The 21,607-nt window shown below is 66.5% G+C and carries 16 protein-coding genes; 8 read left to right on the top strand and 8 right to left on the bottom strand.

Going from position 1 to position 21,607, the window contains the following annotated elements:
• Positions 1-15: 15 nt before the first annotated feature.
• The 3 genes from AC1HIY_RS01375 to AC1HIY_RS01365 all read right to left on the bottom strand — a co-directional run bounded on the left by AC1HIY_RS01375 (position 16) and on the right by AC1HIY_RS01365 (position 3,730).
• Positions 16-1,740 carry a GMC oxidoreductase gene (locus AC1HIY_RS01375; protein WP_479574907.1) on the bottom strand — a complete coding sequence of 575 codons (1,725 nt, stop codon included), beginning with the start codon at positions 1,738-1,740 and terminating at the stop codon, positions 16-18.
• A 78-nt stretch (positions 1,741-1,818) separates the two neighbouring features.
• Entirely contained in the window at positions 1,819-2,385 is a 567-nt protein-coding gene (locus AC1HIY_RS01370) for a gluconate 2-dehydrogenase subunit 3 family protein (protein WP_479574906.1), read from the bottom strand.
• 64 nt (positions 2,386-2,449) lie between these two features.
• The gene (locus AC1HIY_RS01365; RefSeq protein WP_479574905.1) at positions 2,450-3,730 is read right to left on the bottom strand and encodes a nucleoside permease; all 1,281 of its coding nucleotides are present in this window, start codon (positions 3,728-3,730) and stop codon (positions 2,450-2,452) included.
• A gap of 241 nt (positions 3,731-3,971) precedes the next feature.
• Between AC1HIY_RS01365 and AC1HIY_RS01360 the strand changes: the two genes are divergently transcribed.
• The 6 genes from AC1HIY_RS01360 (at position 3,972) to AC1HIY_RS01335 (ending at position 12,814) form a co-directional block, all read left to right on the top strand.
• Complete coding sequence (locus tag AC1HIY_RS01360) at positions 3,972-6,731, top strand: S9 family peptidase (RefSeq protein WP_479574904.1); 2,760 nt, start codon at positions 3,972-3,974, stop codon at positions 6,729-6,731.
• A 63-nt stretch (positions 6,732-6,794) separates the two neighbouring features.
• Positions 6,795-7,952, top strand: a complete 1,158-nt coding sequence (locus AC1HIY_RS01355) for an MFS transporter (protein WP_479574903.1) — start codon at positions 6,795-6,797, stop codon at positions 7,950-7,952.
• Between the two features lie 65 nt (positions 7,953-8,017).
• The gene (gene ruvA, locus AC1HIY_RS01350; RefSeq protein ID WP_479574902.1) at positions 8,018-8,620 is read left to right on the top strand and encodes a Holliday junction branch migration protein RuvA; all 603 of its coding nucleotides are present in this window, start codon (positions 8,018-8,020) and stop codon (positions 8,618-8,620) included.
• Between the two features lie 224 nt (positions 8,621-8,844).
• Positions 8,845-9,270, top strand: a complete 426-nt coding sequence (locus tag AC1HIY_RS01345) for a DUF2721 domain-containing protein (protein WP_479574901.1) — start codon at positions 8,845-8,847, stop codon at positions 9,268-9,270.
• Positions 9,271-9,395: 125 nt separating this feature from the next.
• Positions 9,396-11,219: a translational GTPase TypA gene (gene typA, locus AC1HIY_RS01340; protein ID WP_479574900.1), complete on the top strand. Its 1,824-nt coding sequence runs from the start codon at positions 9,396-9,398 to the stop codon at positions 11,217-11,219.
• A 176-nt stretch (positions 11,220-11,395) separates the two neighbouring features.
• Positions 11,396-12,814 (top strand): OmpP1/FadL family transporter, encoded by a 1,419-nt coding sequence (locus tag AC1HIY_RS01335; protein ID WP_479574899.1) that lies wholly within the window; start codon positions 11,396-11,398, stop codon positions 12,812-12,814.
• 197 nt (positions 12,815-13,011) lie between these two features.
• Here AC1HIY_RS01335 and AC1HIY_RS01330 read toward each other — a convergent pair whose 3' ends face one another.
• The gene (locus tag AC1HIY_RS01330) at positions 13,012-15,426 is read right to left on the bottom strand and encodes an alpha/beta fold hydrolase (RefSeq protein ID WP_479574898.1); all 2,415 of its coding nucleotides are present in this window, start codon (positions 15,424-15,426) and stop codon (positions 13,012-13,014) included.
• Between the two features lie 231 nt (positions 15,427-15,657).
• Here AC1HIY_RS01330 and AC1HIY_RS01325 point away from each other — a divergent pair, with 231 nt between their 5' ends.
• Both AC1HIY_RS01325 and AC1HIY_RS01320 read left to right on the top strand, forming a co-directional pair.
• On the top strand, positions 15,658-16,500 hold the full coding sequence (locus tag AC1HIY_RS01325; RefSeq protein WP_479574897.1) for a three-Cys-motif partner protein TcmP: 843 nt from the start codon (positions 15,658-15,660) through the stop codon (positions 16,498-16,500).
• Between the two features lie 85 nt (positions 16,501-16,585).
• Entirely contained in the window at positions 16,586-17,365 is a 780-nt protein-coding gene (locus tag AC1HIY_RS01320; RefSeq protein WP_479574896.1) for a DUF5131 family protein, read from the top strand.
• An 8-nt stretch (positions 17,366-17,373) separates the two neighbouring features.
• Here the strand turns inward: AC1HIY_RS01320 and AC1HIY_RS01315 are convergent, their stop codons facing one another.
• From AC1HIY_RS01315 to AC1HIY_RS01300, 4 genes are all read right to left on the bottom strand, one after another.
• Positions 17,374-18,198 (bottom strand): TSUP family transporter, encoded by an 825-nt coding sequence (locus AC1HIY_RS01315; protein ID WP_479574895.1) that lies wholly within the window; start codon positions 18,196-18,198, stop codon positions 17,374-17,376.
• A gap of 2 nt (positions 18,199-18,200) precedes the next feature.
• Complete coding sequence (locus AC1HIY_RS01310; protein ID WP_479574941.1) at positions 18,201-19,919, bottom strand: S41 family peptidase; 1,719 nt, start codon at positions 19,917-19,919, stop codon at positions 18,201-18,203.
• A gap of 117 nt (positions 19,920-20,036) precedes the next feature.
• The gene (gene tatC, locus AC1HIY_RS01305) at positions 20,037-20,909 is read right to left on the bottom strand and encodes a twin-arginine translocase subunit TatC (protein WP_479574894.1); all 873 of its coding nucleotides are present in this window, start codon (positions 20,907-20,909) and stop codon (positions 20,037-20,039) included.
• Positions 20,910-20,965: 56 nt separating this feature from the next.
• Positions 20,966-21,565: an orotate phosphoribosyltransferase gene (locus tag AC1HIY_RS01300; protein WP_479574893.1), complete on the bottom strand. Its 600-nt coding sequence runs from the start codon at positions 21,563-21,565 to the stop codon at positions 20,966-20,968.
• Between the last annotated feature and the right edge of the window lie 42 nt (positions 21,566-21,607).

Genomic DNA, 21,607 nt, shown 5'->3' with positions numbered 1-21,607 from the left:
GGTAGGATTAAAGGGTCACAGGTTGCCGCGTTTCATCTCGGCCACGGCGTAGTCGGCGGCGCGGGCGGTGAGGGCCATGTACGTGAGCGAGGGGTTCTGGCATGCCGAGGAGGTCATGCACGCGCCGTCGGTGACGAAGACGTTCGGGGCGTCGTGGACCTGATTGTGGGCGTTGAGCACGGAGGTCTTCGGGTCGCGGCCCATGCGGGCGGTGCCCATCTCGTGGATGCCGAGACCCGGCTCCGCGCCGAGGCCGCCCTCGACGTAGCGGTCGTACGTCTCGATGTTTCGGCACCCGGCGGCTTCGAGCATCTCGGCGGCCTGTACGGCCATGTCCCGGCGCATCGCCATCTCGTTCTCGCCATACGAACAGTCGATGCGAAGGAGCGGGATGCCCCACGGGTCGGTGCGCTCGGGGTCGAGCGAGACGTGATTCTCGTGGCGCGGGAGCATCTCGCCGAAAGCGATGAGAAACATCTGCCAGGGGCCGGGCTCGCGGAGGCCGTGCTTGAAGTCCGCGCCGAAGCCCGGGGTGTCCATGCCGCGCCGCCAGCTCGAGCGGCTCGCGCCGCCCTGATAGCCATAGCCCCGCACGAAGTCGGCCTGCTTCGTCTTCGCGTCGATGTTGCGATAGCGGGGGATGTAGATGCCGTTGGGCCGCACGCCGAAATAGTACTTGTCCTCGAAGCCCGGCATCTCCCCGAAAGCGCCGACCTGAAAGTGGTGGTCCATGAGGTTGTGGCCGAGCTCGCCGCTCGAACTGCCGAGGCCGTTCGGGAAGCGCGACGTTTTCGAGTTGAGCAGGATCTTCGTCGAGTTGAGGGTGGAGGCGCACAGGAAGATGATGCGTCCGAAGTACTCGGTCATCTCCTTCGTCTCGGCGTCGATGACGCGGACGCCGGTGGCGCGGTCCTTCTCCTCGTCATAGATGATGCTGTGGACGAGGCTGTGGGGGCGGATGGTGAGGTTGCCCGTGGCGCGGGCGGCGGGGAGCGTCGAGCTGAGGCTGGAGAAGTACGCGCCGGGCGTGCATCCGCGCGAGCACGGGCCGCAATAGTGACACGCCGCCCGCCCCCGGTGGGGCCGCGTGAGGATGGCCGTGCGCCCGATGGTCATCGTCCGCTCGGGGAAATGCGCCTTGATGTCGTCGCGCACCTTCTGCTCCACGCAGTTCAGGGCCATCGGCGGGAGGAAGCGGCTGTCGGGCAGTTGCGGGAGCCGCTCCGGCTGCCCGCTGATGCCCACGAAATCCTCCACGTAATCGTACCACGGGGCAATCTCCTTATACCGGACCGGCCAGTCTACGGCGATGCCCTCGCGCAGATTGGCCCCGAAGTCGAGGTCGCTCCACCGGTAGGACTGCCGGCCCCAGGTGAGCGAACGCCCGCCGAGCTGGTTGCCCTGAACCCACGTGAACGGCTTGACCTCGACGTACGGATAGTCCTTGTCTTTGATGAAAAAGTGGAGGTTGTCCTCGCGCACGGGCCCGCTTCGGCTCTGGACCGGATACTCGGCTTCGAGCTTCTTCCGATCGCCGAGGCCCCGGAACTTGAACGTCCAGTTGCCCTTGTGCTCGGTGATGTAGTCCTTGCCGTGGACGATGTTGCGCCCGCGTTCGAGCACGAGCGTCTTCAGCCCTTTCTCGGTCAGCTCTTTCGCCGCCCACCCGCCGGTGATGCCGGAGCCGACCACGATGGCGTCGTATTCCTCGCGCGCCTGGATGTGAATGTTTTCGAACATGATCTCTGATCTGGTTTGAAAGGAGTCGCCCGCGTTTCCGTGGGTCTCGCGCGCGGCTCGGAGCGTTGGTGTGCGGCCTCAGGCCCAGGCGCGCCCGACTTCTTCGAGGGGGAGGCAGCCGTCGTATCGGCCCGGCGCGGCCAGCCACTGAAGCTCCTGCGTCGCGCCGATCTCGGAGGTGTAGTAGCCGAGGAGCGTCAACTGTTTGAGCATGGCAAAGAACGGCGGCAGGGCCTCGTTCGGGGGCGCGGCGAGCGCCTCCTGCTCCATCGCCTGCATCATCGCGACCTGCGCTTCGGGCGCGGCTTCGAGGAAAGCGACGCCGTGCGCTTCCCGGCTCCGGGCGTCCACGCCGGCGAGACCGGCGAGGAAGTGCTCGCGGTCGGCGTCGGGGGCCCAGTCGGTCAGGATGAGGTCGATGAACGCGTTGACGCGGGCAGCCTTCGCGCCCGGCGTGTCGGTGGCGGGGATGATCATCTCGGTCAGGTGGACGACGAGGTCGTTCTGCTCGGGCGTGAGGGTGCGCGGCGTGAACGCCGCCGCGCCGTCGGTCCGGCAGCCGGAGAGCAGGCTCGCCACCGCGGGCGCATAGAGCGCGCCGCCGCAGAGCAGACCCACCCGCCTGATGGCTTCTCTTCGGTTCATGAGAAAGGTTGGGAGGTTGGGTAGTTGAACGTTGATGAGGGCGCGCGCCCCGGCGCATCGCGCGTCACGGAGCAGGCTCGACCGGTGTCTCCGAGGCGGGCTGCGCCATCGGCGCGATCTCCTCGGGCGCGACCCGGTCGTTGAACGTCAGGATGAAGAAGACCATCACGGCGGCGGCGAAGGCGGCGGGGATGAACCAGAAGCTCTGCCACTGATCGAGCGTGAGCGCGCCCGCGTCCCCGAGGAAAACGTTGTACAGGTTGCCCGCCACCTGCGCCCCGATGAGCATGCCCACGCCGTACGTGATGAAGACGAGGAACCCCTGCGCCTGCCCGCGAATGTCCGCCGTCGATTTTTTGTCTACGTAGATCTGGCCGGTGACGAAGAAGAAATCGTAGCAGATGCCGTGGAGGAGGATGCCGAGGATGATCATCCAGAAAACCGAGGCAGGGGCGGCCACGGCGAAGAGCACGTACCGGAGCACCCACGCACCCATGCCCACGGCCAGCATCCACTTTACGCCGAGGCGGATGAAGAAGAACGGCATGAGCAACATGAAGATCACCTCCGACATTTGCCCGAGCGTCTGCGTCCCGGCGATGTTCTTGAAGCCGGTGGCTTCGAGGAAGATCTGCGTGAAGTTGTAGTAGGCCGCCAGCGGTATGCAGATCAGCAGCGAACTGACGATGAAGATATAGAAGGGTTTGCTGCCGAGCTTTTCGAAGGCGTCGAGACCGAGGATGCTTCGAAGGGAGACCTTTTGGCCGGCGGCGACGGGGGGCGTATGCGGGAGCGTGAAGCTGTAGAGGCCGAGCAAAATGCTGGCGAAGCCCGTCGTATAGAGCGGCAGCGCCGTCTGTTCGGGCAAGACGTTTTCGGCCACGAACCGCCCGAGCACGAAGCTCACGAAGAGCCCCGCCACGATCCACCCGAGCGTGCCGAAGACGCGGATGCGCGGAAACTGCTTTTCCTGATCTTCGATGTGGTGGAAGGCGAGCGAGTTCGAGAGCCCGAGCGTGGGCATGTAGCACAGGTTGTAGAGCAGGAGCATGAGGATAAACACGACGGGCGTCCCGCTCGTCTGCGGCGTCACGAGCATGACCGCCCCGCCGAGCACGTGGAGCACGCCGAGCACCTTCTCCGTGGCGAAGTACCGGTCGGCGACGAGGCCGAGGAAGAACGGCGCGACGATGGCGGCGATGGGGTTGACCGTGTACGGCCAGTGCGTCAGGTCGCCCATGCCGTGGTTGTTCATGTAGACGGCGACCGTGGTGTACCACGCGCCCCAGACGAAGAACTGAAGGAACATCATCAGGCTCAGGCGCGCGCTCAGGGATCGATCCATACGATTCGCGGGTTGGGGCGGCGTTCCGGCAAGGGGGCGGCGCGGAACGCGCGGGGCGGAAGGGGAGACCGGACGACCGCAAGGCTGGTGCGGTCGCCCGTATGTAAAGGTTTTCACGATGAAATGTCAAGGCAACGGCCGGGGAATCCCGCACCGGTCACGGGTCTTTCTTGCGCATCCGGGCGACGGGGTTTATTCTCTTCCCCTGCCCTCGATCCGTCCCACGCAGTTTTCCCCGCTCATGAACCCGTTTTGCTTCCCGCGCGTGCGCCGTCTGTGGCCGATCTTCGCGCTCGCCCTCTGCCTGGCGCACCCGCTCCTCGCCCAGGAAAAACGCGCCCTCACGTTCACCGACCTGATGCGCTTTCAAACCATCGACGACCCTGTGATCTCGGACGACGGCGCGTGGCTCGCCTTCACCGCCGCTCCCGACCGGGGCGACGGCGAGGCGGTCGTACGGGCCGTGGCGGGTGAGGCCCGGTACGTCGTGCCGCGCGGCAGCCGGCCCGTGATCGCGAAGGACGGCGCGTGGGTGGCGATGCGCCTCGAACCGCCGTTCGCGGAGACCGAGAAGGCCGGGGACGCGAAGGAGAAGCCGAAGCCCGGCATGGCCCTGCTTCGCACCGCCGACGGCGAGGTCGTCATGGTGGACTCGGTGGAGTCGTTCGCCTTCTCGAAAGACGGCGCGTGGCTGGCCGCGCTCCACGTCGCGCCGAAGGACACGTCGCAGGCCGAAGGCGAGAAAGACAAGCGCAAACCCGGCGCGCCGCTCGTGCTTCGCGAACTCGGCACGGGCCGCGAGATCGACGTTCCGGACGTGCGCGCCTTCGCCTTCGATGAGGCGGGGCGCTTCGTGGCGTACGCCGTCGCCGCCCGCGACAGCGCCCGCGACGGCCTCTACGTGCGCGACCTCCGCGACGCCGACGCGCCCGCGACGACCCTCGACGCCCGCCCGCGCGGCCACTATGCCGGCCTGACGTGGAGCAAGGCCGACGGCAGCCTCGCCTTCCTCGCCGCCACCGACGACGCCGACGGCGAGCCCGGCCCGGCCACGCTGTACGTGTGGGACGGCCAGGCCCCGCGCGAAGCCGCCACGCCCGAAGACGCACCCGACGGATGGACCCTCCCCGCGAAAAACAGCCTCCGGTGGACGAAAGACGGCGAACGCCTCTTCTTCGGCTTCCGCCCCGTGTGGCCCGACGAGGACGAAGCCTCCGACGACACCACCGCCGCCGATCCGTACGACGTGGACGCGATCCTCGAAAAGCGCACCGTGGACGTGTGGCACTGGAACGACTCGCTCATCATCCCCAACCAGAAAAAGCAGTGGAAGCAGAGCCGCGATCGCACGTATGAGGCCGTCTATCACCGCGCCGACGGGCGCGTCGTCCCGCTCGCCGACCGCGTCGTGTGGGGGCAGGGCACGGCGGAGAACGCCCGCGTCATGCTCGGGCGCGCCGAAGTCCCCTATTACAAACTGCGCACGTGGGAGGGCTTTTTCTTCGACCCGTACGTCATCCGCCTCTCCGACGGCGCGAAGACGAAGATCGCCGAGAAGCTGAGCAATGCGGTGAGCCTCTCGCCGGAAGGACGCTTCGTGACCTATTATAAAACGCCGCACTGGTACCTCTACGACGTCGAGAGCGGCGCGACGCGCACCCTCACCGAGGACCTCGGCGTGCCCTTTGCCAATGAGGACCACGACTACCCGAGCGAGGCGCCGGGCTATGGCGTCGCCGGGTGGGTGGCAGGCGACCGGGCCGTGCTCATCAACGACAAGTACGACGTGTGGCGCTTCCCCACCGACGGCTCCGCGCCCGCGCGCCTCACCGGCGGCGAGGGCCGCGCCACCGGACGCACCTTCCGCATCGTCCGCACCGACCCCGAGCAAACGTTCTTCGAAGAGGGCGAATCGGTGCTCCTCTCCTCGTATCACAACCGGCGGAAAAACTTCGGCTTCTATCGCGCGGTCATCGGAGAGACGGGCGTCGAACGGCTGCTCGAAGAAGAGAAAAAGTTCGACTTCCTCGCGAAGGCGAAGGACGCCGACGTGTACCTCTTCACCCGCGAGGATTACGACGAATTCCCCGATCTGTGGGTGAGCGATCCGGCTTTCGCACAGCCGCGCCGCATCACCGACCTCGACGCCCAGCGCGACCCCTTCGCATGGGGCGCCTCGGAGCTCGTCGAATGGCGGAGCGACGACGGCCTCCCGCTTCAGGGCGTCGTCATCAAGCCGGACGACTATGAGCCGGGCAAGCGCTATCCGGTGCTCGTGTATTTCTACCGGTTCATGTCGCAGCGCCTCCACGATTTCAACGACCCGGTGGTGAACCACCGGCCGAGCTTCCCGCTCTACGTCTCGAACGGGTACGTCGTCTTCCTCCCGGACGTGCGCTTCGAGATCGGACGGCCCGGCTTTTCGGCGACGAAGGCCCTCGTGCCGGGCGTGCACAAGCTCATCGACATGGGGCTGGCCGACCCGGACGCCGTCGGGCTGCACGGGCACTCGTGGAGCGGCTATCAGACGGCTTTCGTCGTGACGCAGACGAATATCTTCAAGGCCGCCGTCGCGGGCGCGCCGGTCTCGAACATGACGAGCGCGTACGGCGGCATCCGCTGGGGAAGCGGGCTCGCGCGGCAGTTTCAGTATGAGAAGACGCAGAGCCGCATCGGCGGGAGCCTGTGGGAAGCCCGCGATCGGTACATCGACAACTCCCCCCTCTTCTTCGCCGACCGCATCCACACCCCGCTCCTCATCATCCACGGCGACGACGACGGCGCGGTGCCGTGGTATCAGAGCATCGAACTCTACCTTGCGCTCCGCCGCCTCGGCAAGGAGTCGGTCTTCCTCGAATACCGGGGCGAGGATCATCACCCGGCGACCTATGCGAACAAGCTCGACTGGGCCATGCGGATGAAGCAGTATTTCGATCATTACCTCAAAGGCGCACCCGCCCCGGCGTGGATCGAGAAAGGCGCGCCGTATGAGGGGAAGTGAGGCGCTTGTTCGGTAATGCGTTTGGACGACGTTATAACGTTCAACGCCTCAGCGTACGACTCAATGAAACGCCGTTTTTTGCCGCGCACGGTCATCATTCTCGGGCTGGTGTCGTTTTTCAATGACATCGCCAGCGAGATGATCACGCCCATCCTGCCGCTGTTTCTGACGGCGACGCTGGGGGCGGGACCGGCGGTGGTGGGACTGATCGAGGGGGTGGCCGAGGCGACGGCAAGCCTGCTCAAGCTCTATTCGGGGCGCGCCGTGGACCGGCGGCGGAACCCCAAGGCGTTCGTCCTCGGCGGCTATGGGATCTCGAACGTGGCGCGCCCGCTCATCGGTCTGGCGACGGGCTGGAGCACGGTGCTCGGCCTCCGCTTCCTCGACCGGGTGGGCAAAGGCATCCGCACCTCTCCCCGCGACGCGCTCATCTCGGCAGCGGTGGGGCGTGAGAACCGGGGTCGCGCCTTCGGCTTCCACCGCGCGATGGACCACGCGGGGGCGACGCTCGGGCCGCTGGCGGCGTTCGCGCTCCTTCAGTCCGGCGTCGGGATGCGCGACGTGTTCCTCCTCTCGGTGATCCCCGGCGTCGTGCTTCTGGCGATCCTCTGGCGCGGGCTGCCGAAGGACCACCCGCGCGCGGAGCCGAAGGTCCTGCCGCCGCTCTCGTGGCGCGGCCTCGACCGGCGGCTCCGAGCGATGGTGGCGGCGGCGGGCGGCCTCGCGCTGGCCAACGCGCCGGACGCGTTCCTCGTGCTCTGGGCGAACGAACAGGGCGTCGCGCCGGCGTGGATGCCGCTCTTGTGGGCGGCGGCGCATGGCGTGCGGGCCGTGGTGGTGGGCGTCGGCGGCGAGCTGTCCGACCGGTGGGGGCGGCTGCCGGTGGTCGTCGTCGGGTGGGGCGGGCGCGTGGCCATGCTGGCGGCGCTGGCGCTCGTGCCGGTGACGCTCGCGGGCGCGTGGGCGCTCTTCCTCGTCTATGCCGCCGCGACCGCCTTCACCGAAGGAGCCGAGCGGGCCTTCATCGGCGACTATGCCGCGCCCGATCAGAAAGCGACGGCCTTCGGCCTCTATCACATGCTCTCGGGGCTGCTTGCCCTCCCCGGCGCGCTCCTCTTCGGCGGGCTCTGGCAGGGCGTGAGTATGCCGGCGGCCTTCCTCGTCTCCGCCGCGCTCACCACGGTCGCCGCCGCCGCGCTCCTGACGCTCAGCCGCCGGTGATGGGCCGGCATGCTCAAACGCGCTCGACCCCCCCACCCACACATTCCACACACCCAAACACCGAAATGATCGCCTACGTCTCCGGCAAGCTCATCGAGAAGAAACCCACCGAAGTCGTCCTCGACGTGCAGGGGCTGGGGTATCGCGTGTTGATCCCCACGTCCACGTACGAGGCCTTGCCCGCCGTGGGCGCGGCGGCGACGCTCCACACGCACCACTACGTCCGCGAAGACGCGGTCCTCCTGTTCGGCTTCACGACGAAGGCCGAGCGGGCCGTCTTCGAGACGATGCTCGGCGTCTCGGGTATCGGGCCGAAGCTGGCGCTGGCGGCGCTCTCGGCCATGCGCCCGGCGGAACTACGCGACTGCGTGCTCGAAGGCGACCCGTCCCTGCTCACGCGCATCCCCGGCGTCGGGCGGAAGACGGCGGAGCGTATGGTCGTCGAACTGCGGGACCGCCTGGCGCGGATCGACCTCGGCGGGGCGGGCGCGGCGCCGCTCGGGGGCGGCTCGGAGAGCCTCGCCGCCGCGCGCGCCGACGCCCTCGCGGCGCTCGAAACGCTCGGTCTCACCCGCGCCGCCGCCGAGAAGGCCCTTCGGAAGGTGCTTCGCGCACATCCCGGCCTTCAGTCCGCCGACGAGATGGTCCGGCTGGCGCTTCGGGAATGAACGCGGCGCGCCCGGCAGGCGACCTGGCGGCAGGTGACCACCGTCGGCGCGATCTCGTCGGCGGCGTTTGCGCATCAGGGGGGAGCATGGCGGCTTTCGTTAACGTTTGGATGAGATGCTGCACCTAACCCATGCGGGCCGGCACAGACCGGACGAACGAACCGCTCCCGATGTGACCCCCGCCCCCGTCTTTTTCGCCGACCGCTCCTTCTTGCTCCACGATCATGGACCTCACCGGACTCTGGCTGACGCCGCTCATTCTCCTGCCCGGCGTGGCGCTGCTCATCCTCTCCACGGCGTTCCGCTTCAACCGTCTCCACGACGAGATGCACGAACTCCTCGAACACACGGGCCGGACCTCGGAGGCCGTGGTGCGGCGCTTGATGCGGCGGGCGTTCCTGTTCCGGAACACGCTCGTCGCGCTCTACGTGTGCGTGGCCCTCTTTGCGCTGGCGAGCCTGCTCGGCGTCCTCTTCCTCGAGTGGTCGGACGCCTCGCGGTGGATCGTCCTCGGCCTGCTCGGCGCGGGCATCGGGTGCCTGGCATACGGGGCGCTCGCGCTCGTCCGCGAGTCCCTGCTCTCGCTCGACATCATCGAGGAGCACGGGCGGCAACTGCGCGCCGCCGAGAAGCATCCTCACGCCGGGTGAGGGGTGCGCTTTGGGTGAATTCGCCGCCGGGGCGGGGCGGGAGCGGGCGGTCTCCGGCAACATCTCGCGTCTCGCGGGGTTATGGGTCTCCGTTTGTAAAATTTTGAGTTAAAGCAAGGAAACGGATGACCCCCAGAGACCTCCGCAACATCGCCATCGTGGCCCACGTCGATCACGGCAAGACGACGCTCGTCGACGCCATGCTCTGGCAGAGCGGCACCTTCAGCGCCCATCAGGAGGTGCAGGAGCGCGTGATGGACTCGATGGACCTCGAACGTGAGAAGGGCATCACCATCATGGCGAAGAACACCGCCGTCACGTACGAGGGCGTCAAAATCAACATCGTCGATACGCCGGGGCACGCCGACTTCGGGGGCGAGGTCGAGCGCACGCTCCGCATGGTCGACGGCGTGATGCTCCTCGTCGACGCCGCCGAGGGGCCGCTGCCGCAGACGCGCTTCGTACTCTCGAAAGCGCTCGCGCTCGGGCTGCCCGCCATCGTCGTCATCAACAAGATCGACCGGCAGGACGCCCGTCCCCGCGAGGTGCTCGACGAGATCTACGACCTGTTCATCGACCTCGACGCCGGTGAGGCGCAGATCGAGTTTCCCGTCCTCTATGCCGTGGCCCGCGACGGACAGTGCACGCCGGACCTCGACGCGCCCCTCACGGACCTCCGCCCGCTCTTCGACGCCATCCTCGAAGCCGTCCCCGCCCCCGTCGGCGACCCCGAGGCTCCGCTTCAGGCGCTCGTCACCAACGTGCAGCCGGATCCGTACCGCGGCCCGCTCGCCATCGGGCGCATCATACAGGGCACGCTCCGCAACCGCAGCCGCGTGATGGTCTGCCACCGCGACGACACACGGGAAATCCTCGCCGTGACGGGACTTTTCGTCTATGAAGGGCTCGACCGCGTGGAAGTGGACGAAGTTGGGCCGGGCGACATCATCGCCGTGGCAGGCATGACGGGCATCGGCCTCGGCGAGTCGATCACCGACGCCGAGAACCCGCTTCCGCTGCCGCCCCTCCACGTCGACGAGCCCACGATGTCGATGGAGTTTCGCATCAACGACGGACCGTTCAGCGGGCGCGAGGGGCAGTACGTCACCTCCCGCAACCTCCGCGATCGGCTGCTCAAGGAGGCGGAAACGAACCTGGCCATGCGCATCGAAGAGACGGACTCGGCGGACCGCTTCCTCGTCTATGGGCGGGGTGAGCTGCAGATGGCGATCCTCATCGAACAGATGCGCCGCGAGGGGTACGAGTTCACCGTGGGCATGCCGCAGGTCATCATCAAGGAGATCGACGGGAAGAAGCACGAGCCGTACGAGATCGCGCTCATCGACGTGGCCGAGGAGTTCATGGGCGTGGTCGTGCAAAAGCTCGGCATGCGCAAGGGCGTCATGACGAAGATGATCAACCACGGCTCCGGGCGCGTCCGGCTCGAGTTCGAGATCCCGAGCCGGGGGCTCATCGGCTACCGGACGGAGTTCCTGACCGACACCAAAGGCACCGGCATCCTGACGCATCTCTTCGACCGCTTCCGTCCCATGGCGGGCGAGATCGTGCACCGCACCACGGGCGCGCTCGTGGCCGACCGAAGGGGCAAGGTGACCGGCTATGCCGTGGTCAACCTTCAGGAGCGCGGCGAGCTCTTCGTCGGCCCCACGGAAGAGGTCTACAGCGGCATGATCGTCGGCGAGAACAGCCGCGACGTGGACCTGGAGGTGAACATCACCAAAGAGAAGAAGCTCACGAACATGCGCGCCGCCTCCGCCGATTCGTTCGAGCGGATCGTGCCGCCGCGCCGCCTCTCGCTCGAAGAGGCCATCGAGTTCATTCGCGAGGACGAACTCATCGAGGTGACGCCGAAGTCGATCCGCCTTCGCAAACGCCACCTCGACCCGCACGTGCGGAAGCGGTACGCGCTGAGCCGAAAAGAGGCCTGACGCCGGGCGAAAACCCGGGCGGCCCCGGCCGAGATGTAGGGGGATCCCCTACAGGTTGAAGGGGCCGTGCCCTACACGACGGGGCGGCGAGTTACGACAGCATTTCCTTCCCTTCCGGAGTATATAGGCGCGTCGCGTGCAAGTGAATCGCTGATTTTGACGGAAGGAGGAAAACAATGAAACGGTATGGAAAATCTCATCTGACGATACGGCTGCTCGGCGTGTTCGTGGCGCTGGCGGCCTTTGCTTTTTCGGGAAGAACGGTCCGCGCGCAGGGCTTCGGCATTTATGAACAGAGCACCTGCGCCATGGGCCGGGCCGAGACGGCGGTGGCGCTTCCGTGCGACGACGGATCGGCCATCTTCTACAACCCCGCGGGCCTCGTCGGGCGCCGGGGGCTGACGCTCAGCGGCGGCGTGACCCTCGTGGTTGCCGACGGCGACTTCACGGACGACGCCACGGGCGCGGTCACGAACCTGGAGAACGACCCGATCCCCGCGCCGCACGTGTATGCCGTCTATGGCTTCACCGACCGCTTTTCGGCAGGGCTGGGCGTCTATGTGCCTTATGGTCTCGACACCGTCTGGCCCGCGGATTTCGACGGGGCTTTCCTCGGCTATGACAACGGCCTGCAGTCGATCTACCTCCAGCCGACGCTCGCCTATCGGCTACACGAACGGGTGACCGTCGGCGGCGGGCTCACCTTCGCCATCGGGAGCGTGAAGCTGCGGCGGCGGCTCGACCTCTCGACGCAGCCCGTGCCGGGCTTGCCGCCGGGCGTGACGTTCGCGCAACTGGGCATCCCGTTTCACACCGCCTTCGCCGATGCGCGGCTCGAAGGCAGCGGGGCCACGGGCGTCGGAGCCAACGTGGGCGCGCTCTTCCAACTCACCGACCGGCTCAATGTCGGCGTGCGATATATGACGGGCATCAAGCTCGACTATGACGGCGACGCGCACTTCGAGGCCGTCCCGACGGGCATCGTGCTTCCGGACGCCAACCCCTTCGGTCTCCCGGTGGGGACGCCCCTCGACGCGGTGCTCCAGGGCGCCGGGCTGTTCGGCTCCGGCGGCTTGCTCAGCGATCAGGGCGTCCGGACGTCCATCGAGATGCCGGCGCAGTTCGTCGCCGGCGTGAGCTATGCGGCCTCCGACCGGCTCACCGTGCTCGCGGACGTTCAGTGGACGCAGTGGTCGAAGTTCGACGAGATCAAGCTCGAATTCGACAACCCGGCGCTGAATACGGTGCAGATCGAAAATTATGACGACACGATCGGGATCCGCGTGGGCGGGCAGTATGCGATGAGCGAGACGCTGACGCTGCGGGCCGGATATCTCTTCAACCAGGCCGCCGCGCCCGACGAGACGGTGACGCCCCTCCTCCCGGAGGCGGATCGCAACCACGTCACCGCAGGCTTCACGTGGCAGGCGTCTCCCCGCTTTGCCGTGAACGTGGCGTATCAGTACCTCGGCCAGAAGGAACGCGCGGGCCGCGTGCGTGAGCCTGAACCGGGACAACCGGCCACGACGGTGAACTCGGGCCGATACCACTTCAACGGCCATCTCTTCGGCGCGACGCTCACGGTGCATCTGTGAGGAAAGGCGCACGGTGTTCGCGGCCGTCAAGGGGCTCGTCCGGCGGCTTGCGTCAGGCGAGCCCCCTTCGGTCGCGTCAAGGGGGCTCGCGGCGTTCGGCGTCAGGGGCTCACGTTTGCCCGGTCTGTACCCTCAAACACCCAACATTCATACCCCCCACCGTTCCCTCTGCCCGTCTCGGACGTTCGGACCCCGAACTATTCCATCACCGGGAGCCGCGCGCCCGCGTGGGGGCCGACGGTCATCTCGACGTATTTGAGGATGCGTCGGTATTCGTCCGTCCAGCTCGAAGGCTCGACGAAACCGTGGCTCTCGACGGGGTAGACGGCCATCTCCCAGTTTTCCTTGCCCAGTTCGATGAGCCGCTGCGCCAGGCGCACCACGTCCTGAAAATGCACGTTCGTGTCCACCATGCCGTGCGCGATGAGGAGCGGATCTTCGAGGCCCTCGGCGAAATAGATCGGTGAGGAGCGGGCGAAGGCGAGCGAGTCCTCGACGGGTGTGTTGAGGATGTTCGCCGTATAGGTGTGGTTGTAATGCGCCCAGTCGGTGACGGCGCGGAGGGCCGCCCCGCCGCCGAAGCGCTCCGGCGCGGTGAACAGGCCCATGAGCGTGAGGAAGCCGCCATACGAGCCGCCGTAGATGAAGACCCGCTCCGGGGCAATGCCGTGCTCGGCCTGCAGGTATCGCGAGGCGTCGACGTAATCCTGGAGGTCGCGCCCGCCCATGTGCCGGTAGATGGCCGTGCGCCAGTCGCGCCCGTAGCCCGCCGAGGCGCGATAGTCCACGTTCATCACCACGTAACCCCGGTCCGTGAGGAGGTTGTGGAACATATATTCTCGGAAGTAGCCGCTCCACCACTTGTGCACGTTTTGCAGGTAGCCTGCGCCGTGGACGAAGAGCACCGCGCCGCCGTTGGGATGCTCGGGGAGGAAGATCTGCGCCGGCACGCGCGCGCCGTCCGAGGCCTCGATGCGGATGATGTCCGGCGCGCGCCAGGGATAGGCCTCCCAGGCCTCGGTCGTCGAGTGTGTGACGCGGCGGGCCTCGTCGCCGGGCGACTGAAGGTAGATCTCCCACGGCCGGTTCGTGAACGAATACCGGAGCGCCATGCGTTGCTCGTCCGGGTTGAGCGCGACGGCGTTGTTGCCCGTCATCGTCGTCAGGCGCGTTCGTTCGCCGCCGTCGATGGGCATGCGGTAGAAGTGTCGTTCGAACGGCGAGCCCTCGCTGCTCGTGAAGAACCACGTCCGCCCGTCCTTTGAGACCATCGGGTCGAAGACCTCGAAGGCGCCGTCGGTGAGTTGCCGGATCGCGCCCGTCTCCACATCGACCGTATAGAGGTGGCTGTATCCGGTCTTTTCACTCTGAAAATAGAAGCGCCGGTCGTCGGGGAGCCAGCCCATCGTGCTTCCGCCGCCGAACCACGAGATGCCCGGCCCCGCGATCCACGCCTCGTCGGTCTGCCGGTCGAGCACGGTGAGGCCGCCGGTTTCGGGGTCGAGGCGGGCGATCCACCGGTCCTTGTTGTCGCGCGTGCGCACTTCGAGCACGGCGAAGCGCCCGTCGCCGCTCCAGAACGGGCCGTACGCAAACAGCGTGCGCGTTTTTTTCGAAGAGTCCGGCGCGACGCCCTCCTCGCGCCGATGCGCCGGCACCACGTCGTACGCGCCCGGCAGCCGGTACAGATCGACGGCGTACGTGGTGTCGCGGCTCAGGTCTTGAAGGTAGAGCGTCGAGGCGCCGCCCGGCGCGCCCACCTTGGCGCGGGCGTTGAGGTCTTCGGCATAGCCGGACTCGGTGACGTACGCCTGCACGAGGGTCCGCTTCGGCGGCGGCGTCTCGGCGAGGACGAACGAGACGAAGCGCCCGGCGGGGTCGAGGCGAAGCTGTTGCACGCGTTTCTTGCCGGTGTAAAAGGTGGGCGGCGCGCCTTCGGCCCTGTGCTCCCGCTCCCGCGCCTTTTCACGCGCTTCGCGCCGCTCTTTTCGCTCCCGGATGACCTCGAAGAGTTCGAGCTGTTGGGCCTTGAGGAAAGCATCCTGGGCGTCGGGTTGCTTCTCCTTCGGCTCGTTGCCCGCGCGAAGGTCGGTGAGTTGTATGACGGCGTCGGTGGCGAAGTCGAGGCGGAAGAGGTTGTCGTCGCGTTCGAAGACGACGCCCGCGCCGTCGGCGGTGAAGTGCGGGTTCGTCTCGCGGTCGCGGGTGCGGGTCAGGCGGCGGCGCTCGCCCGTGAGGCGGTCATAGACGAAGAGGTCGCCGTCGCGCTCGTACACCTTCCGCCGGAAGTCGCGGTCATAGACGTGCTCGCCGTGATGCCACCCGTCGAAGGAGGGGCTGCGCTCCACGCGGCGCCGTTCGTCCGGGGCGAGCTGCACCGGCGCGCCGCCCGTTCGCGAGACGGCGTAGAGCGAGTCGGAAGGAAACCGGCCCTGCGGGTTCCACCGGAAATACAGGGTTTCCCCGTCTTCGGACCAGAACGGCGACGAGGGCAGGCCGCCGATCCACTCGTCGGGGTCCTGCATGATCTTTTTGACGGTGAGGGCGGCGGGCTGCGCCGTTGCGGGCGCGGCGAGGGCAAGGAGAAGCGCGGGAAGGAACAGGCGTTTCATGGAGCGTGGATGGGGATGATGACGAAGGGTGAGAAGGCGCGGGGGCGGCAAAATACGGGATGCGGGGGACGATGTCAGGCAGGCGGAGGAGAAGCGCGTCTCAGCCGCCGAGCGCGCCGAGGATCAGGCGCACGGCCACGAAGCAGGCGACGGCGGCGAAAGTTATGAATCGGCAAGTTTCGTGTTTAACGGATAAAGAAGTGTGTTTCCCGAACTCCAAACATTCATGTCATGGCGCGAGAATTTGGGGGATCATGGACCCGAGAAAAGCTGGACATCATCGAAAACTATCTGAAAGCCTACCTGACGGCTCTCAAAAAGCAGCGTTTCGAGCGATGGTACATCGACGCCTTTGCGGGCGACGGGTCCATTCGGCTTGCCGCATCAGGCAAAAAGGATCTCTTTGAAGAAGTCCGCGAGCTGATTCATGGTTCTGCCAGGCGAGCCCTGTCGCTGGAGCCCGGCTTCGAGAAATACCTTTTCATCGAAAACGATCCTTTGGCAGCCGCAAACCTGGTCAAACTCCAGGAAAAATATCCAGACAAACGCATCCGGGTGATGGAAGGAGACGCCAACGATCGCTTGCGGGAGCTCTGTCAAAAAAGCGACTGGACCAGACGCCGGGCGGTGCTTTTTCTGGATCCGGCAGGCATGCAGGTCAACTGGGAAACCATGGAAGCCATTGCGGACACCAAGGCCATCGACGTATGGATCTGGTTTCCGCTCGGCGTGGGCGTGAACCGCCTCCTCGTGCGGTCAGGGGAAATTAATCCGGCGTGGGAAGACCGTCTGGATCGTGTTTTCGGCACGAAGGAATGGCGCACGGCCTTCTATGCGGTAAGAAAGGAGCAGACCCTTTTCGGGGAGGAGGAGCACAAGCTTAAGACGGCCACCCCACAAGCGATTGCCGATTATTACAACGAGCGTCTCAAGAGCATCTTCCCGGCGGTGGCCTCCAACCCGCGCATGATGCGCAATGCTCGGAAGAGTCCCCTCTACCTGTTGTGCTTTGCCGCCGCCAACCCGAAAGGCGCTTCCATTGCGCTCCGAATCGCGCAATACCTTCTGAAATGAGAAGCGATCGGTCGCACATATTTTCTGATGCACATAGATTGCATATATTTCCATCTCAGACGAAAGAACGTTCCCGGAAATCGTCATGGCCACCAGCAGCATCGAATGGACCGAGGCAACCTGGAACCCCGTCACGGGGTGCACCCGCGCTTCGGCGGGATGTGACCACTGCTATGCCGTGTTCCTGACGAAGCGGCTGGCGCGGATGGGACAGGAGAAGTACAAAGGGCTGGTGAATCCCGGCAAAAACCACTTCAACGGCGTCGTCAGGATTCATCCCGAGACGCTGGAGGCGCCTTTGCGCTGGAAGAAAAGCCGGATCATTTTCGTGAACTCGATGAGCGACCTGTTTCATCCGGGCGTTCCCACGGAATTCATTCTGCAAGTCTTCGAGGTGATGAGACAAGCCCGCCGGCATACGTTTCAGGTGCTCACGAAACGGCCCGAACGCGCGGCGGCGCTCAATGCCGTCATCGAGTGGCCGCCGAACGTGTGGATGGGCACGAGCGTCGAGGACGATCGCGTGCTCCACCGGGTGGATCATCTTCGGCGCACGTCGGCGCACGTCCGCTTTCTCTCGCTCGAACCTTTGCTCGGGCCGCTGCCGGAACTCAACCTCGACGGTATTCACTGGGTGATCGTGGGAGGAGAAAGCGGGTGGCATGCAAGGCCGATGGAAGAAGCATGGGTGCGGGATATTTTGAGGCAATGTCGGGAGAAGGACGTCCGCTTCTTTTTCAAACAGTTGGGCAGCGTCTGGGCCCGGCGTATGGGCACGCAGGACAACAAAGGGAGCAACTGGCATGATCTGCCGCCGAGCTTGCGTGTGCGCGACTATCCCGAAGAGACCGCGCTTTTCGCTTGACTTCGAGGTCAGCCGCCGAGCGCGCCGAGGATCAGGCGCGCGGCCACGAAGCAGGCGACGGCGGCGAAGATGAGGCGGAGCGCGCGGGTGTCGATGCGGTGGGCAAGGCGCACGCCGAAACGCGCCGAGAGGAGGGCCGGCGCCGAGAGGAGCAGGGCTCGTCCCACGTCGACGTATCCGAGGGCCGTCTCGGGCACGGGCGCTCCCTGGCCCGTCACGGCATAGCTGATCACGCCCGCGAGCGCGATCACGGCGATGGTGGCGCTCGAGGTGCCCACGGCCACGGCCACCGGCATGCGGAGGAAGCCGTGATACGCCGGGACGAGCACCACGCCTCCGCCCACGCCTGCCGCGGAGGCCACGGCTCCCGCCGCCGCGCCCACACCGGCGAGCACCGGCCCGCCGGCTCGTCGCTCGGAGCCCTCGTTCGAAACCACGCGCCGGGGCCACACCATCCGCGCCACGACCACGACAAGAACGAGGCTGAAGACGAGCTGAAAGACCCGGGCGTCGTACCACGGCTGCGTCGTCACGAAGCGCGTCGTCAGGTACACCGCGACGACGCTCGAAAGGCCTGTGCCGAGGGCCACACGCGGGCGCACGGCCTTGCGCCGGCATTGAAACCACGCGCTCGCCGCGGCCACGACGAGCGTGCAAAAAAGACTGGAGCCGATGGTGAGCGGCGCGAGCGCTTCCGGGGCCACGCCGAGGCGCTGAAAATAGAAGAAGAGCACGGGGGTGAAGACGACGCCGCCCCCCACGCCGATCAGACCGCCGAGAAAGCCCCCGGCGAGACCGGCTCCGACGAGCGCGAGGATCTGCGCGAGCGCCAAGGTCAGCGCCCGCCGAGCGCCCGGGCGTAGGCGGCGGTGTCTCGAAGCATTTGCTCGGCGGCGCGCACCTGTGCGTCGCGCAGGAGCGACGTGCGGATCTGCGCCGACTCGCCGAGGTAGCGGGCCAGGATCTCGTCGCGGAGCCGCGCCTTCAGCCGCTCGCGATGCCGCTCGAAGTCGGCGGCCTTCTCGCGCCGGATCTCATCGCGGAGCCGCTCCATCTCGTCGCTCGTCTCATCGTAGCCGCTCGTTTCGAGCTTCTCGGCCAACTCGTCCAGCTCGCGCTCGGCGGCGGTGCGGTACGAGAAGCCCTGCGTCTCGAGCCAGGCCCGGAAGTCCGCCAGCGTCTCGTCCGTCACCACGAAGTCGCCCTCGGCGTCCGGGGTTCCGAAGCGCTCGAAGAAGCGCGCCTCGCGGTCGTTGCCCGTCTCCGGAAGCGGGTGTTCGGCGGCGAAGTGGTTGGCGTAAAAGAGGAACGCGGCCCGGCGGTCGAGCGCCCGTTCGAGCGCGCTCGGGGTTCCGAGGGAGGCCTCCACGTCCGGCTCGATGCCGCGTCCGTCCATCACCGTGCGCCCGTGCGCGGTGAGAAAAGCGCGGCGGAGCGAGTCGGCGATGGCCACCGAGGAGCCGTCGTGCTCGCCATAGTCGATGGCCTGGATGCTGCGTCCGCTCGGCGTGTAATACCGCGCCGTGGTCAGCTTGAGCGAGGTGTTGTACGGCAGCGGGCGGACGATCTGAACCAGCCCTTTCCCGAAGGATCGCGTGCCGACGACGAGGCCCCGGTCGAGGTCCTGCACGGCCCCGCCGACGATCTCGCTGGCCGAGGCGCTCAGCTCGTTCATGAGCACCACGAGCGGCAGCTCCGGGGCCAGGGGCGGCTGCTTCGTACGGTAGACGTGTTTGCTCTGCGGCAGCCGGCCCCGCGTCGAGACGATGGCGGCGTTCTGCGGCACGAACAGCCCGGTGATCTCGACGGCCGCTTCGAGCAACCCGCCGGGGTTGTCGCGCAGGTCGAGGATGAGCCCGCGCAGCGCGCCCGTCTTTTGAAGCTCCTGAAGCGCTTTCCGCACCTCCGCCGGCGCTTCGTTGGCGAACCGTTCGAGCTTGATGTAGCCGATGCCCGAGGCCGGGTCGTCGCCGAGGAAGCCGCTGTAGGCCACGTTCTTCAGCCGCACCTCCTCGCGCATCAGCACGAAGTGCAACGGATCCGGCTCGCCCTCACGCCGCACCGTGATCTCGACCGACGTGCCGGGCTCGCCCCGCAGCAGGTTGCGCACGTCGTCGAGCGTCATCCCCTCGGTCGATTGCCCGGCCACCTGCGTGATCACGTCGCCGGCGCGCACGCCCTGCTTGTAACTGCTCGTGCCCTCCACCGGCGCCGTCACGGTGATCTTGCCGTTGAAGACCGCCGCGCTCAGGCCCACCCCGCCGTATCGCCCCCGCGTGATGATGTCGATGTCGGAATTGTCGACCTCGTCGTAGAAATTGGTGTACGGATCGAGGTCGCGGAGCATCGCGTCGATGCCGGTGTGCATCATCTTCTCCGGATCGAGCTTGTCCACGTAGCCGACGACCAGCTCCTCATAGAGCGCCCCGAAGATCTGATAGTTCTTTCGAAGGGCGAAAAAGTCGTCGTCGCGCGGCATCCAGAAGCCGACGAAAATGCCGAGCGCGAGCGTGGCCATGAAAAACACGGAGAGAAAGAGCGCCTTTTTCTTCATCACAACGGACCTGCGGGCTGGGTACAGAGGAAAACCGTCCGAAGTTTAGCGCGGCGGTGTCTCTAAAAGTTACGGGATCCCCGTATAAATGCCTGGGTTCGGCGGCGTCGTCCCGGTCTATTCGAGCGCCTTTTTCATCGCCCGCGCCTGGCGCCGTTCGACGACCACGGCGATGTGGATCGACAGCTCGTAGAGCAGGAGCAACGGCATCGCCACGAGCACCTGCGAGATCGGGTCCGGCGGCGTAAAGACCGCGCCGAGGATCAGCGTCACGATCAGGGCATACTTGCGGAAACGGCGCAACATCTCGGGCGTGGCGATGCCGAGCTTCGCCAGGAAGTAGATCACCACCGGCAACTCGAAGAGGACCCCGACGCCGAACGACCAGAACGTCACCATGCTGAAGTACCTGGTGATGTCGAACTCGTTCTGGATTTCCGAGGAGATGCTATAGTTGGCGAAGAACTGCAGCGCCAGCGGCGTGATGATCAGGTAGCCGAAGGCGATGCCGAGCATGAAGAAGAACGTCGCGAAGACGGCCGCGAAGCGCAGCCCGCTCCGCTCGTTCGGATACAGCCCCGGCTCGATGAAGCGCCACATGCTGTAGACGAACAGCGGCGAGCCGAGCACGACGCCGACGGCGATGACCGTCCCGATGTCGGCGAAGAACTGCCCGGTGATGGTGCGGTTCTGAAGCACGAACTCCGTAGCCTCGATGCCGAAGAGCTTGTACATGAAGAAGTCGGGCTTCTTCGGGCCGAGGAGGATGTTTTCGATGATCCAGCGGCGGAAGAAGAGCGCCACGATGGTCACGGAGAGGATGCCGCCGAGCCCCTTGATGAGCGCCCATCGCAGTTCTTCGAGGTGGTCGAGAAACGACATCTCCGCCATTTCCGCCTGTGAGGGCGTCTCCGGGGGCCGGGCCGCGCCGTCCCCCTGCATTCCGGCGGGGAGCTTCTTCTCGGCGGTGCGTGTCCCGAAGCGTTTCATGGATCGCGGCTCAAGGTTGGGGATTCACAGGCGAACGGAAGGCGCGCCAAAGGGTTTCAGGCGGAGTCGGAGCTACTCCGGCTGCTGTCGCGGAGGTTGAGGTCGAGCAGAGCGTCTACCCAGAGGCCCTGCGCTTCCATGCGGGCGCGCCCGCCGCTCCAGGTAAAGTTGAACAGGGTCATGATGCCGACCACCTCGAAGCCGTCGCCGCGCAGGAGCGAGAGCGCGCGCGAGGCGCTCCGGCCGCTGTTGAGGATGTCGTCGAGCAGGACGACGGGGCGGCTGCGGTCGAGCGGACCTTCGACGAGGCGGCGTCGGCCGTGGGGTTTGCGTTTCTCGCGGATGAAGCCGCCGCAGAAGCGCGGGGCGCCGGGGGCCGAGAGCGCGGCGCACACCAGCGCGAACGCGCCGAAGCCGAAGCCCGCCACCTGATGCACGCCTTTGGTCCGCAGTCGTTCGGCCAGCACCTCGCCCACCTCGCTGAAGAGCGCGCCGTCGAGCATCGGCATGCGCGTGTCGAGCAGCCACCCGATGGGTTGCCCGCGCGGGTCGGTGATGGCTTCCTGCTCCCGTCGCACGAGCGCGCGGTCGTAGAGGCGGCGACCCAGATCCACGAGGTCGGCATAAGAGGATGAGCTTAACGTACCGTTGGCCATGGTGTGTCTGGAGGTCAAGGTGGAGGCGCCGTTCCTCGCGGC

It is taken from the genome of Rhodocaloribacter sp. (assembly GCF_056451265.1).
The sequence above is the reverse complement of the archived record's forward strand: the minus strand, read 5'-3'. Positions and strand labels throughout refer to the sequence as shown.